Genomic DNA, 13,637 nt, shown 5'->3' on the forward strand with positions numbered 1-13,637 from the left:
CGAAGAGGCGCCACACGCGCAACCTCGTTCTAGAGAATCTTCGCAGGTAGTCGCTCGGCAGGGGGCAAAGGTCACAGTCGAACGTCGTTGTCAGTTGGTGAACTGCTTGGTGCCCTTCTGCACGACGCCCGGCCGGAACGCGATGCTGGGTTCGACGAGCTGCTGTCCACCGACGTCTGTGACGCGGATGTCGCCTCCACAACCCTTGCCGTCGTTGACGATGAAGTAGTTGTAGTCGGTTCGCGGCAGGCTCCTCCACGTCTTTCCGTTGCGGATCTCGAGCTTGACGACGGGATTGCGGTGGTCGCGTACCCGGAGCGCGCACCAGTGCTGGTTCGATCCTTCCTTGTAGCGGAAGGACAGCTTCGCGGACGTGTTCGGGCTGACCAGCCGCCAGCTCACCTTGACTCGTCCGGCCAGTGGATCAGCGACCTGGCCATACACAGCGCGATTCAGATCTATGTCACCGCGTTTGCACTCAGGGCACCGGTCCATGATCTTGACCACGACCTTGCCGCGCGGGCCCTTGACCTCGACGTAGGCTCCGCACATGCGGCCGTTGCCGTAGTCGACTTGGTTGAGAGCGGCGATCCGCACCTCGCCGATCCGCCCGTAGGAGCAAGCTCCGAGTGCGTCGTCGGCCGGGTAGTAGGTCGCGTCACCGCTGCCGTTGTAGGAGGCAGACGCAGGCGCGACGGCAACCGCCAGCAACAGAGCGAGGACCGAGGCCACGACCATCAAGTGTCGCATCGCAGAAGACGCAACTCCGCTGTAGACGGTCACTTGAACACCGATGCCTGGCGAGAGGTCGCCTTGATTCCGTTCGGACCGGAGATCGTTCGCTGGCCCCACCAGGTGGGCTTGCCGGCGTCGAATCCGCGCACCAGGTCGAGGTAGTCGAGCCCTCCACCGTTCCCGCTCCACGACCACGCGAGGAACCCGGTACCCAGACGTCTGCTCGCGGCGAAGATGGCGTCCTCGTCCACTGAGGCGTTGCCGTGCCAGTGCCCGAACTCCCCGACGACGATCGGCAGGCGAGCGGCCGCGAACCGGTTGAGGTAGTTGTTCACCTTGTCCGCAGTGCCGAACACCTCGTACATGTGGACGGAGAAGACGGTGTTGCGCCGTACGTCCGAGTTGAAGATCTGCTTGGCGTTGTCACGCATGACGAACGACCAGTCCTGCCCCCAGTTGGGACCGTCGGCCACCAGCGTGTGGGTCAGGCCCTCCTTGCGCATGCGGGCGATCGCGGATTTCGTCTCGCCGACCCAGGCGCTCGGGTTGTTGTTGCCGCGCGGCTCGTTGCCGATGTTGAGCAGCACGTATCGCTGTTGCCCAGCCAGTGCGCTCTTGATGCTGATCCAGTAGTTCACGGCCGCCGTCAGCGACGACGCACCGCTCTGCTCGCCGTACCCGGTGGTGTCGTGCACCTCCAGGACGCAGATGAGCTTGTTCGCCTTGCAGCGCTTGATGACGCTGGCAACATCCGCTGTGGTGTTGCGGTTGAACCGGGCTCCGTTGGACAGGACAATCCTCGCGGTGTTGGCTCCGGTCGCCTTGATGTCCTTGAGTGCCTGAGAAGTCTTGTTCGGGAACCAGCTGTGCGGGTGGTTCACCCCGCGCATGACGAACGTGCTGCCGTGGCCGTCCAGCAAGCGGCCGTCCTTCACGTGAAAGCCCTGAGCCGCGGCTTCTGCGGGATGACCGGCGAGTGTGGTGATGAGCAGTGTTGCGACTGCAAAGCCAACGGTGGTTCTGTGCAGGGAAACGAGGAAGCGCACGGCACCCTCCGGGTTGCGCTGAAGATTGCGATGATTCGGGATCGTATCCAGCAGACAACCTCCACGCTTTCCGCCAATCTGCCTATTTCTCCTCACCTGCTGACCAGAAGCGCCGCCCGGCGATTCCCGGGCTAGCCCACGAAAACGTAGACAGACTATACGCGCAGGTCAAAGGCTTCCCCTGCGCGTCGGTACGCCAACACCACGAAACACGTCGAAACTTCGAGACAGTTGAGGACTGGTGACATATCGTGTCGAAACCAGGTCCCTGGGGATCCACAAAGGCCGCACCACCGGCAATGCACGGCTATCTCAGCGAGTGACTCGAGTGGATCGAGTGCCGATGAGCTGTCATTGTGCTCCTCATAGAGCACGAGTACTCGATCTGACCACCAGACTGGTGGCGAACTCGACCCGAGGATGTCCGAGCACCCGGCCTTCAGCCAACTCGTTCAGCATCCGCACAGCCGCTGCCCCCACTTCCCGCCAGGGTTGGCGCACGGTCGTCAGCGGAGGACTCGTCCACGAGGCGAGGGGAAGGTCGTCAAATCCGATCACGCTCAGATCGTCGGGAACCCGAAGCCCGCTCGCTGTTGCCGCCTCACACACCCCGACCGCCTGAAGATCACTGCCCGCGACCACGGCGGTAGGCGGCTGCGGCAGTGCCAGCAGCTCGGCTCCTCGCCGGTGCCCCTCGGTGCGCGAAGCAGGCCCCTGACGCAGCAGCGCCGATGTGAACGGGATGCGTTCGGCCCTCAGCGCTTCTCGATATCCGGCCACCATCTCCTCTGTCGCCGAGGACGAGTCCGGGCCGGTGATCAGCGCGACACGCCGGTGCCCCAGATCCGTCAGGTGCTGGACGGCTCCGAGCACACCGTGCCAGGCGGTCGTGGTGATCGACGGCGCCGAGGCAGACCAGTCGACCGAGCCCACCGTGACCACTGGTATGCGCTCTTCCGCCAGCACAGCGTGCTGGTAGGCGTTCAGACGGGTGCGCACCAAGATCGCTCCTGCCGAACCGCGTTCCAGCAGTGCGTCCAGCCAACGCAGGTCTGGAGTGGAACGGCGATGCACCATGGTGAGCCTCATGGCCCAGCGCAGCTCATGGGCTGCCTTCTCCAATCCTGCGAGCAGTTCTACGAACCACGGGAACTCCGAGTCGCCGAGCACAAGATCGATCGGTTTGGCCCCGCGGTCAGCGGAGGCGGCGTACACCATCCCGTTCAGGCTCCCTCAGCACGGGAGGCGGACTTCGCCACAGACGTACTCCCGCGTACGACCAAGTTCGTGGCCATCCGCGTGCGGGGCGACTCGACCTGCTCGCCTCTCATCAGGCAGACGAGTGTCTGCGCCGCGAGCACTCCCATACGGCGCAAGGGTTGTTTGACCGTCGTCAACGGCGGTGAGGTCCACGCAGCGAAAGGCACATCGTCGAAGCCGACAACGCTGATGTCCTCCGGGATGTGCAAGCGTCGGTCCCGCAGCGCTTCGTAGGCGCCCAGCGCCTGGAGGTCGTTGGCCGCGAAGATGGCGGTGGGCGGCACGGGCAGATCCAGCAGCGCGTCGGTCTGCAGTCGCCCTTGCTCGTATCCGAAGTCTCCGTGACGGACCAACGCCGAATCGGTGGCGACGCCCGCCAGGCGCAGCGCGCTGCGGTAGCCGGCGATCCTGGCGTTGCTGCACGGAGAGTTCTCAGGGCCGCCGATCACGCCAATTCTCCGATGGCCCAACGACAACAGGTGTTGCGTCGCCGCGAGACCACCGTGCCAGTTGGTGGCCGTCACGGTGTGGACGTCGGACACAGGCGATCCCACGGGATCAACCACGACGAACGGGACCGAGCGACTGGAGAGCGCCGCGCGCTGCGACGAGGTCAGGTCCGAGTACACCAGGATCACGCCGCGCGATCCCCGCCTGACCATGAGGTCGAGCCAATCATCGTCGGGTTCACGGGTCGAGTGAACCGCGGTCAGGACGACCTGCGCCCCGTGCTCCCTCAACACACGCTCGACGCCGCCCAGGATTTCCGCTGCCCACGCGTTGTCGACTTCGTTGATGATGAGTTCGACCATCGTTCCCCGACGCACCACTCCTTTGGCAACGATGCTTCCAGGACGGACATAACCTTCCCGGACGACAATCTCCTCGACGAGCTTTCTGGTGCGAGCGGACACATCGCGATGACCGTTGATCACCTTGGAGACCGTCGGAACCGACACTCCTGCCAGCTGGGCGATTCGTGCCAGCGTGGGCCCCCGCTCGCGTTCGGCGGTCACAGCGCCCCCTGTTTGTCAGGATCGGTTCGGTGCTACTTCTCCAGGCAGGCGGAGCTGCTGCTGTTCGCCCGGCGTATCCGCCGAACCAGCGCGGGAGGCGACCGAGTTCGGGGTTCCTGTCGCTCGTTCTCGTCGACGCCGAGGCCGACCGGACACCCTTCGGGTGCACGGGGCTGAAGATCAAGTCAGCCTAGGGCTTCGAGCGGTCCTGGGTCAGGCGCGTCAGCAGCGTGCGCAGCTGCGCGGACTCGGCATCGTCGAGTTCCGCCAGGAATTGCCGTTCGGCCTCGTCGCTGGCGCTGACCGCCCGGGTCAGCGCTGCCCGCCCGTCCCCGGTCAGCTCGACGACGTTGCGACGCCGGTCCCCGGCGTCCGCGTGGCGCGCCACGAGCCCCTTGGCCTCCAGCCCGTCGAGCAGCGCGACCATCGTGGTCCGGTCGACCCTCAGGCGTCCGGCCACCTGCTGCTGCGACTCGGGGTTGATGCCGTCCAGGAGCAGCAGGACGGCCAGCTCACGCCCGCTGACCCCGACCGGTGCCAGGTGTTCGGCGTGCAGGTCCTCGAGATCGACAAGAGCACGCTTGAGCAAGTAGGTCAGCCGCGCGCTCAGCCGCGGTCCCGGATCCCTTTCGGTGGTCACCTCAACAGGATACTGCTACGCTGATCGTCAGTATTACTGATGATCAGCGAAAGGGAAGATCATGACGACTCTGTTGCTCACCGGCGCCACCGGTCTCGTGGGGTCGCGGCTGCTGCCGCGCCTCGCGCAGGACGGCTTCGAGTGCCGCGCGCTCGTCCGCGGCGAGGCCGCGCTGCCTCCGGGGACCATGGCCGTCCGCGGTGACCTGGCCGACCCGGACACGCTGCGGGCGGCAGTGGAAGGCGTCGACGCGGTGGTCCACCTGGCGGCGCTGTTCCGCACGCAGGACGAGGCCGCGATCTGGCGCGCGAACCATGACGGCACCCGCAACCTGATCGCCGCCGTGAAGGAGCACGCGCCGAACGCCCGTCTCGTCATGAGCAGCACCGGCAACGTCTACAACGCGGACGCCACGCGCCCGGCGCTGGAGACCGACGAGTGCTCGCCGAAGTCCGCCTACGGGGCGAGCAAGGTGGCGGCCGAGCAGTTGCTCCGCGACAGCGGCCTGACCTGGGCCGTCCTGCGACTGCCGTTCGTGTACGGCGAGGGCGACGGTCACCTCGCGTCCCTCCACACGCTTGCCCCGCAGTTCGGCCTGCACCCCGCGCAGGCCTACTCAGTGGCGCACCACCGCGACATCGCGGCCGCCGTCCGCCTCGCGCTGACCGGGGTGATGGACGGCCGGATCGTCAACGTCACCGACGGGGCGCCTCCGGTCACCGTCTACGAGATGACCCGCCTCGCCGGGCGACCGATCGAAGGGTCCGCTGAGCCGCTGACCGACCCCTGGTTCGGACACCTCGACAGCACCCTGATCCGTGAACTCGGTTTCACACCGAGCGTGCCCACCGTCTACGCCGCCGCCCGCGAAGGCATCCTCTAGGCACGGTTTGCGGCTTGCCGAAAACGAGCCCCAGGCGCATTGATTTCAATCCGCTGCGCTTGCTGCATCACATCTGCCGGATCGATCACCCCACTCCTGAAGGAATTTCCATGGCGAAATGGACTGCGGACCAACTTCCGGTCATGACCGGCAAAACGGTGCTGATCACCGGTGCAGGTGGAGGCGTCGGACTGGTGACCGCCCGGGAGCTCGCTCGGGCCGGCGCCCATGTGGTGCTGGCTGTGCGCAACGTTGACAAGGCACGCGAGGCAACCACCGACATGCGAGGTGACTTCGAGATCCGGCATCTCGATGTGGCCGATCTGGACTCGGTGCGCGCGTTCGCGCAGACGTGCACCGGCGACATCGACATCTTGATCAACAACGCCGGAGTGATGGACGTCCCGGCGGCGCGGACCGCACAGGGCCTGGACGTGCAGACCGCAACGAACTACTTCGGGCCGTTCCTGCTCACCAACCTGCTGCTGCCCCAGCTGACCGACCGCGTGGTGACCGTCTCCAGCCAGATGCACCGGTTCGGCAAACTGGACCTGGATGACCTCGACTGGCGGACCCGCAAGTACGACCCAATGGCCGCCTACCAGTCGTCCAAGCTCGCGGTCGTGCTGTTCTCGCTGGAACTGCAGCGCCGCCTGACCGCCGCCGGCAGCAACATCCGCTCCGTGATCGCCCATCCAGGTGTCGCCCGCACCGGACTGGTCGACCACTCGCACCTGCGGATTGTCAATCGGCTCCCATTCCTGGTCCAGGACGCCGAGCACGGAGCGCTACCACTGCTCTACGCCGCCACACAGGACGTTCCCGGCAACGCATACATCGGCCCCGACGGCCTGTTCAGCTTCACGGGACACCCCCTCATCCGCAAGCCCAGCCGGGCCGGCCTGAACCCGGCGGTCGCCAAAAGCCTGTGGCTGGCAACCGCCGCTCTCACCGGAATCGGCGCGTCAATCGGGCAGTGACAGTCCCATCAGCCCTGGGTGCTACTTGTGCGGCGAAGCCACCGCCGATCAAGGCGCTGGATGTTTCTTCTCGCACACTCACCAGTGAAAGGCAACGTCGATGACTTCCAATGTCCGCACCGCCATCCCCCGGTTCTCGCTCGCCGAGCGCGACCGCCGTTGGGACCTCGCGAATGCCTTCATGGAGCGCCGCGGCCTCGACGCGCTCCTCGTTTACGGCGAGCACGAGGACGCCGGTGCGATGCCCCTCTACTTCGACACCTGGTTCACCAACGACCGGGCCGGGACCACCGTGCTCATGCCCCGCGGAGGCGAGCCGCTCGTTCTCCTGCCGATGCCGCTGTACCTGCTCGACCGGCTCGAGGCGGAGCGACGGGGACACGACGTCTGGGTCTCCGCGCCCAGCATCCGCGTCGGTCGCGACGCGGCGACGCTGATCGCCGCGTTCAAGGACCTGGGGTTGTCGCGGGCGCGGATCGGGGTGGTCGGACTCGACCCGCACATCCCGTGGCACCCCGAGGGCGTCATCCCGTTCCGCTTGATGCACGGACTGGGCACTGAGCTGCCCGAGCTCGAGATCGTCTCGGTGGGGTCGGAGTTCGGGCTGCTGCTGTTCCAGCTCAGCGACGAGGAGCTGGAGGTGGTCCGGTACACCGCGCGCATCGGCGACGCGATGGTGGAGGCGATGGTCGAGGCCACCCGGCCCGGTGCGTCGGAGGCTGCGGTCTACACGGCGGGCACCGCGGCGGCGCTGAGCTACGGCACCGTCGTCGCCGGCATGCACCTGTGGTCGGGCTCGGAGTACGCCGCGTCCGGACCGCCCGCGTGGTCCTACCGCCCGCAGGAGGCGCGGATCATCCAGGACGGCGACGTCCTCATGGCCGAGGTCTTCTGCAACTTCGGCATGCGAACCTCGCAGCACCAGGTGACCATCGCCGTCGGTGAGGTGCACGAGGACATCGAGCACGCGGCGCACATCGCGAACGAGGCCTACCGGGCAGGACTGGACGCCCTCCGCCCGGGTGCCGCTTTCGGCGACATCGCCGAGGCGATGCTGGCGCCGGTGGAAGCGGCGGGCGGCTGGGTCCGCGGTCCGCAGGTCCACGCGCTCAACCCCTGCGTCGGGCTTGCCCGCATTCCCGCGAACTCCCTGCGCGTCGAGGGCGTCGAGCAGTACCCGGACTTGCCGGAGACACCGACGATGCCCCGCGACCTGGTGCTGGCGAAGGGAATGACGTTCGCCTTCGAGCCGAGCTGCGGGTTCGAGCGCCACCTCGTCACGGTCGGCGGGACCGTGCTGGTGGGTGACGACGGTGCGGAGGAGCTCAACCCGCACACCGCCCAGCTGCTACGCGCGGGCGGCTGACTTCCTGAGTTCTCGACTGAGCGAGAAACTCGATGGCGCGGTGCCGTGCGTGTAGCCGGCCGTTGACCTTGCCGGTGGAGATGTCCAGTGCCGCGCACAGACTCGACGTGCCATGCCGGCTGGTGCTGGTCTCTAGCCGCCTCCACGCAGGTGTCGGAGCAGTTCGCCGGCGTCGAAGTCATGTGGCAGTCCTCGGATGGCGCTTCTGCATCGCATCTACGATTCCTACAGGCCTGTGACCGTGACAGCATGGTCTGTCAGCAGAGCTCCAGAATAAGAAGTTCTGGAGCACACTCGCAGGACGCCGGAACATTCCTCACCTCGAGGAGCTGTGGCACTCGTCTCGGAGGACGTGGCTCGGTTGCCCACCACCGAGTGGACTCGTAGAATCGGGTGCGCGATGAGCACTAAAGCCGAGTGATTCACTTGGCTGCGGTCGCTCGGGAAAGTAGTACTAGCGTCGGCTGCCTGCCCAGGTAGCCAGATCTGACGCGTGGGCAACCTGTACACCACGGGTTTCCGACTGCTTTCTCTTCTTCGAGTCACTCTCGGAAACCCATCTGAGAGGAATGACTGATGTCTGAGCTTGAACGCAACAAGCAGGTAGTCATCGACTACTACCAGACCGCCTTCAACGGCAACCCGGAGAAGGCCGTCGCCGACCACTTCGGACCACATTACGTCCAGCACAACCCTGACGCCGCAGACGGTCCGGAAGCGTTCATCGGATTCGTGCACTACCTGCGCGGTCAGTTCCCGAACCTGCGACTCGACATCAAGCGGGTCATCGCCGAAGGCGACATGGTCGTCACCCACTCCCACCTCGACCTGGAACCCGGCAACCCGGAGAACCCCGGGCAAGCGCTCGCCGACTACTTCCGCCTGGAGGGCGGCAAGGTCGTCGAGCACTGGGACGTGATCCAGGCCGTGCCGAAGAACTCCGCCAACTCCAACGGCATGTTCTGAGGACACGCGTTGATGCAGGTTGAGTTCTGGGTCGATGTCGTGTGTCCGTGGTGCTACATCGGCAAGGCCCGTTTCGACAAAGCACTGGCGATCTTCGAACATGGGGCAGACGTGGAGGTGGTGCATCGCTCGTTCGAACTCGACCCAGGCCGGGCCGTCAACGACGACGAACCGGTATCGGAGATGCCGGCAAGGCGTTACGGACCGCAAGCCCGCAAGATGGAGGACAACGTCGCAGGACTGGCGCGGGAGGAAGGGCTCGAATACCGGCTGGACCGGCTTGTGGGCGGAACCTTCGACGTGCACCGGCTGCTGCACCTGGCAGGCGAGCACGGCGTCCGGAACGAACTGACCGAGTTGGTGCTGCACACCAACTTCGCCCGCGCACTTCCCTTGTTCACCAACGAAGTTCTGGTAGACCTGACTGCCGAAGCCGGGCTGGATCGCACCGAGGCGCGCAAGGTGCTCGAGCAACCTGCGATCTACGCTGAAGCCGTGCGAACCGAAGAGCGGAGAGCCCATGAGCTCGGAGCCATTGGCGTTCCCTTCATCCTCATGGACGGGTCTGTCGCAGTCGCCGGTGCCCGACCAGTGCTGACGCTGGTCCAGTCACTGCAGCTCGCGTGGGCGAGCATGGCTCGCTAGACGAAGCCGACCAAACAGGTGCGGTGGGCCGGTCGACTGCCGACCCACCGCACCCCGTCAGAACCTTGTTGCGCCGGCGGTACCAGCTGTACTGACCGGGTGTCGACCAGCTGGCTTTTTTGAGAGGCCACTGGGCGGTGCAGCAGCGGCCGTAGGCGCTGCACCAGGTCCCCGGAGGTCGCCCTGGCCGGTCAGTTCCACATCATCCGCGGCGAAGAGCATCCAGGACGTCCGCTGCTCCCCCGCGAGACAGAGCGGCGCGACCTGCCCGGCGTCAGCGGGTCGTGCACCCACCGGCCGATGACGCCGACAAGCGCAACTCGTGTGACTCAAGGCTTGACCAGAGGCGGGGTCAACCTAGTTAATCGAGTTAGTAACATGACAGTGCAACTCAACGAGGAGTGCTCCCATGCGGCCCAGAGGCTCAGTCCCCCGTCGTGCCCTCATAGCCGTTCTCGCCGTCGCCAGCCTCGCTGCAGCCGACGTCGTCCTGCCGACTGCCGCGACCGCAGCTCCCACCTCGGTGGGAGTCGTCGGAGACTTCACCGGTGAGATCGGCTGCGCGACCGACTGGGATGTCGCGTGCACCGCGACGCGGTTGGCTCAACGTGCGGACGGTATGTGGTCGGTGTCCCTGTCCCTGCCGGCCGGTCGTCACTCCTACAAGGCTGTCCTCGACGGCTCATGGTCGGAGAACTACGGCGCGGGCGCCGTCGCGAACGGACCGAACATCGGGCTTGAGGTGCCGACGGGCGGTGCACGCGTCACGTTCGTCTACGACCCGCTCACGCACTGGATCACCGACGACGTCAACCACCAGGTCGTCACGGCGGCGGGGTCGTTCCAGTCCGAGCTCGGCTGTGCCGCTGACTGGGCCCCTGACTGCCTCAAGTCGTGGTTGCAGGACATCGACGGCGATGGCACCTACACCTGGTCGACCACAGCCGTCCCCGCCGGCATCCATCACGTCAAGGCCGCCATCGGCCAGTCGTGGGCGGAGAACTACGGACAGAACGGTGTCCGCGGCGGCGCCGACATTCCCTTCACCGTGCCCTCTGCCGGCGCGACCACCTCGTTCAGCTACAACTCGGCCACTCACGTGCTGACCGTCACCTCTCGAGGTGGAGGCGGCGGCACCCTGACCGTGGTGGCCGCGGGCGACTTCCAGTCCGAACTCGGCTGCGCCGGCGACTGGTCGCCCTCGTGCAGCAACTCGCGGCTCTCCGACACCGACGGCGACGGCACGTACACCTTCTCCACCACCGCAATCCCGGCGGGCGCCTGGCAGGTCAAGGCCACCGTCGGCGGGTCGTGGGACGAGAACTACGGCGAAGGCGGCACGCGCAACGGCGCGAACATCGCGTTCACCGTGGGCAGGAACGGCGCCAAGACCGACTTTGCCTACAACGCCACGAGTCACCTGCTGACGGTGCGCTCCGAAGGGGGCGACATCGGAGTGCCCGGACCCGGCACGCCGCCTGAAACGGGCATCAAGGCCCACTGGCTGTCGCGCAAGCACATCGCCTGGGATCGCGTCACCGGCACCGGCACGTACTACCTGTACACGCGACCCGACGGCGACGTGCGCATCGGCGCGCCAAGCCGGGCGATCAAACTGGAGCTCGTTCCTGGTGGCCTGCCCGCAGACCTCAGGCGGGCCTTCCCCCGGCAGGCGAACCTGGGTGCGCTTGCCCTGCCCGACGGCATCGCCGAAGCCGACATCGAGAAGATCCTGACCGGTGACGTGGCCGTGGCAGCGTTCGACGACACGTCGCTGCGCGCGTCGACCCGGCTGCGCAACCACGGCGTGCTCGACGACGTCCATGCCTCCGCCCGCACGCGTGCTCTGGGGCCGGTGTGGACCGCTGGGGTTCCGGCGCTGCACCTGTGGGCGCCGACGGCCCGCTCCGTGAAGGTCAACCTCTTCGACGACGCCACCACGGGCACGCCGTCCTCGGCGGTGGCTCTGGCCCTGAGCGGCGACGGCGTGTGGAGCGTGACCGGCAACGCAACGTGGAAGAACAAGTTCTACCTGTTCGACGTCGAGGTCCTGGCGGACAACGGCTTCTTCCAGCGCCACCAGGTCACCGACCCCTACTCGGTGGGCCTGTCCACCAACGGCACCCGCAGCGCCCTGCTCGACCTGGCCGACCCGGCTCTGGCCCCGACGGGCTGGGCCTCGCTGACAAAACCCGCCCTGGGCAAGCCGGAGGACCAGTCGATCTACGAGCTTCACATCCGCGACTTCTCCATCGCGGACGCCACCATCCCGGCCACCGACCGCGGCACCTACCGGGCCTTCACCCACGCGGGCAGCAACGGCATGAAGCACCTTTCCGAGCTTTCCCGCGCCGGCCTCACCACCGTGCATCTGCTGCCCTTTGCCGACTTCACCATCCAGGAGCAGCGCTCTCAGCACCAGAGCCCGCAGTGCGACCTGCGGTCCATGGCACGTGACAGCGACCAGCAGCAGTCCTGCGTCAACGCCGTGGCCAACAGCGACGGCTTCGACTGGGGCTACAACACCCAGCACTACGCCGTTCCGGAAGGATCCTTCGCCACCGACCCCCAGGGCGGCGCGCGCACGCTGCAGACCCGGCAGATGGTCGCGGGACTCAACGGCGCCGGCCTGCGGGCGGTGATGGACGTGGTTTACAACCACACGCCCGACGCGGGCCCGAGCGGCACCAACAACCTCGACCGCATCGTCCCCGGTTACTACCACCGGCTCAACGCCGAGGGACAGGTGGAGAACTCCACCTGCTGCCCCAACACCGCCGCCGAGCACGCCATGATGGGCAAGCTGCTGGTCGACTCCGTGCTGATGTGGGCCAAGGCGTACAAGATCGACGGCTTCCGCTTCGACCTGATGGGCCACCACCCCAAATCCGTGCTCACCGACCTGCGCGCCGCCCTGGACACCCTCACCGTCGGCAAGGACGGCGTCGACGGCAAAGCGGTCTACCTCTACGGCGAGGGCTGGGACTTCGGCGAGGTGGCCGGCAACGCCCTGTTCACCCAGGCCACCCAGGTCAACATGGCCGGCACCGGCGTCGGCACCTTCAACGACCGCATCCGCGACGCCGTGCGCGGCGGCGGTCCCGCCGACGCCAACCCCCGCGCGCAGGGCTTCGCCAGCGGCCTGTTCACCGCACCCAACGGCGACGGCGTCAACGGCGACAGCGCAGCGCAGAAAGCCAAGCTGCTTCTGCAGCAGGACCAGATCAAAGTCGGTCTGACCGGTAACCTCAAGGACTACTCGTTCGCGGATCGCACCGGCGCCACGGTCAAGGGCTCCCAGGTGCCCTACGGCGGCTCGCCCACCGGCTACACCAGCGATCCGCAGGAAAGCGTCGCCTACGTCGATGCGCATGACGATCTGGTCCTGTTCGACAACCTGACCTACAAGCTGCCCACCGGCACCAGCATGGCCGACCGCATCCGCGCGCAGTCGCTCGCGCTGAGCATTCCCGCCCTGAGCCAGGGTGTGGCGTTCTGGCACGCGGGCAGCGAAATGTTGCGCAGCAAGTCGTTCGACAGCAACAGCTACAACTCGGGCGACTGGTTCAACGCCTACGACCCGACCAAGACCGACAACGGCTTCGGCCGCGGCCTACCCGCCTCCGAGCGGGCCAGGGGCCAGTGGTCCTACGCCAAGCCGCTGCTGGCCGACCCGGCGCTCAAGCCGTCACCGGCTGACATCGGCACGGCCGCCGCACAGTCGAAGGACTTCCTGACGATCCGGGCGAACAACCCGCTGTTCCGCCTGGCCACCGCCGCCCAAGTGCAGCAGAAGGTCTCCTTCCCCGACAGTGGCCCCAACCAGAAGCCCGGCGTGATCGTCATGCGGATCGACGACACCACCGGCGCCGACGTCGACCCCGACGTCAAGGGCCTGCTGGTCGTCTTCAACGCCAGCACCCAACCCACCAGCCACACCCTCGCCGCCGCGCAGGGTGCCGGCTACACCCTCGACCCCACCCAGGCCACTGGCAGCGACCCGGTGGTCAAGACCGCCACGTTCACCCCGTCCACGGGCACCTTCACCGTGCCCGCGCGCACCACCGCCGTGTTCCGCCTCGCCCAGTAACCGGCCCGCA

Annotated in this window: 12 protein-coding genes and 1 pseudogene; 7 read left to right on the plus strand and 6 right to left on the minus strand. The window is 66.7% G+C overall.

What is annotated here, in order from left to right; genetic code table 11:
- Window positions 1-90 precede the first annotated feature (90 nt).
- Both BBK82_RS37935 and BBK82_RS37940 read right to left on the minus strand, forming a co-directional pair.
- A complete protein-coding gene (locus BBK82_RS37935; RefSeq protein ID WP_065919247.1) occupies window positions 91-750 on the minus strand; it encodes an expansin EXLX1 family cellulose-binding protein in 660 nt (219 codons plus the stop codon).
- 29 nt (window positions 751-779) lie between these two features.
- Complete coding sequence (locus tag BBK82_RS37940) at window positions 780-1,670, minus strand: cellulase family glycosylhydrolase (RefSeq protein WP_237047791.1); 891 nt, start codon at window positions 1,668-1,670, stop codon at window positions 780-782.
- On the opposite strand from BBK82_RS37940, the gene BBK82_RS51035 reads away from it, so the two are divergent.
- Window positions 1,671-1,916, plus strand: a complete 246-nt coding sequence (locus BBK82_RS51035) for a hypothetical protein (protein ID WP_154697747.1) — start codon at window positions 1,671-1,673, stop codon at window positions 1,914-1,916.
- Window positions 1,917-2,144: 228 nt separating this feature from the next.
- Here the strand turns inward: BBK82_RS51035 and BBK82_RS37945 are convergent, their stop codons facing one another.
- The 3 genes from BBK82_RS37945 to BBK82_RS37955 form a co-directional block, all read right to left on the minus strand.
- Complete coding sequence (locus tag BBK82_RS37945; RefSeq protein ID WP_065919248.1) at window positions 2,145-2,999, minus strand: substrate-binding domain-containing protein; 855 nt, start codon at window positions 2,997-2,999, stop codon at window positions 2,145-2,147.
- A 5-nt stretch (window positions 3,000-3,004) separates the two neighbouring features.
- The gene (locus tag BBK82_RS37950) at window positions 3,005-4,057 is read right to left on the minus strand and encodes a LacI family DNA-binding transcriptional regulator (RefSeq protein ID WP_071812760.1); all 1,053 of its coding nucleotides are present in this window, start codon (window positions 4,055-4,057) and stop codon (window positions 3,005-3,007) included.
- Window positions 4,058-4,247: 190 nt separating this feature from the next.
- Entirely contained in the window at window positions 4,248-4,697 is a 450-nt protein-coding gene (locus BBK82_RS37955; protein WP_065919249.1) for a MarR family winged helix-turn-helix transcriptional regulator, read from the minus strand.
- Between the two features lie 61 nt (window positions 4,698-4,758).
- Here BBK82_RS37955 and BBK82_RS37960 point away from each other — a divergent pair, with 61 nt between their 5' ends.
- The 3 genes from BBK82_RS37960 (at window position 4,759) to BBK82_RS56990 (ending at window position 7,926) form a co-directional block, all read left to right on the plus strand.
- Window positions 4,759-5,580, plus strand: a complete 822-nt coding sequence (locus BBK82_RS37960; RefSeq protein WP_065919250.1) for an NAD-dependent epimerase/dehydratase family protein — start codon at window positions 4,759-4,761, stop codon at window positions 5,578-5,580.
- Window positions 5,581-5,594: 14 nt separating this feature from the next.
- Window positions 5,595-6,560 (plus strand): SDR family NAD(P)-dependent oxidoreductase, encoded by a 966-nt coding sequence (locus BBK82_RS37965; protein ID WP_237047792.1) that lies wholly within the window; start codon window positions 5,595-5,597, stop codon window positions 6,558-6,560.
- Window positions 6,561-7,245: 685 nt separating this feature from the next.
- The gene (locus BBK82_RS56990; protein ID WP_418287541.1) at window positions 7,246-7,926 is read left to right on the plus strand and encodes a M24 family metallopeptidase; all 681 of its coding nucleotides are present in this window, start codon (window positions 7,246-7,248) and stop codon (window positions 7,924-7,926) included.
- On the opposite strand, the pseudogene BBK82_RS56995 reads toward BBK82_RS56990, so the two are convergent.
- Window positions 7,916-8,080: pseudogene (locus BBK82_RS56995) on the minus strand (IS630 family transposase); the annotation flags it as partial. The gene BBK82_RS56990 and the pseudogene BBK82_RS56995 overlap by 11 nt on opposite strands.
- A gap of 422 nt (window positions 8,081-8,502) precedes the next feature.
- Between BBK82_RS56995 and BBK82_RS37975 the strand changes: the two are divergent.
- From BBK82_RS37975 to pulA, 3 genes are all read left to right on the plus strand, one after another.
- Window positions 8,503-8,892, plus strand: a complete 390-nt coding sequence (locus tag BBK82_RS37975; RefSeq protein WP_065919253.1) for a nuclear transport factor 2 family protein — start codon at window positions 8,503-8,505, stop codon at window positions 8,890-8,892.
- A 12-nt stretch (window positions 8,893-8,904) separates the two neighbouring features.
- Complete coding sequence (locus BBK82_RS37980) at window positions 8,905-9,537, plus strand: DsbA family oxidoreductase (RefSeq protein WP_065919254.1); 633 nt, start codon at window positions 8,905-8,907, stop codon at window positions 9,535-9,537.
- A gap of 523 nt (window positions 9,538-10,060) precedes the next feature.
- Complete coding sequence (gene pulA, locus BBK82_RS37985; protein WP_065919255.1) at window positions 10,061-13,627, plus strand: pullulanase-type alpha-1,6-glucosidase; 3,567 nt, start codon at window positions 10,061-10,063, stop codon at window positions 13,625-13,627.
- Window positions 13,628-13,637: the final 10 nt, after the last annotated feature.

The sequence above is a fragment of the Lentzea guizhouensis genome, from assembly GCF_001701025.1.
In the GTDB taxonomy this organism is placed as follows: Bacteria; Actinomycetota; Actinomycetes; order Mycobacteriales; family Pseudonocardiaceae; genus Lentzea; species Lentzea guizhouensis.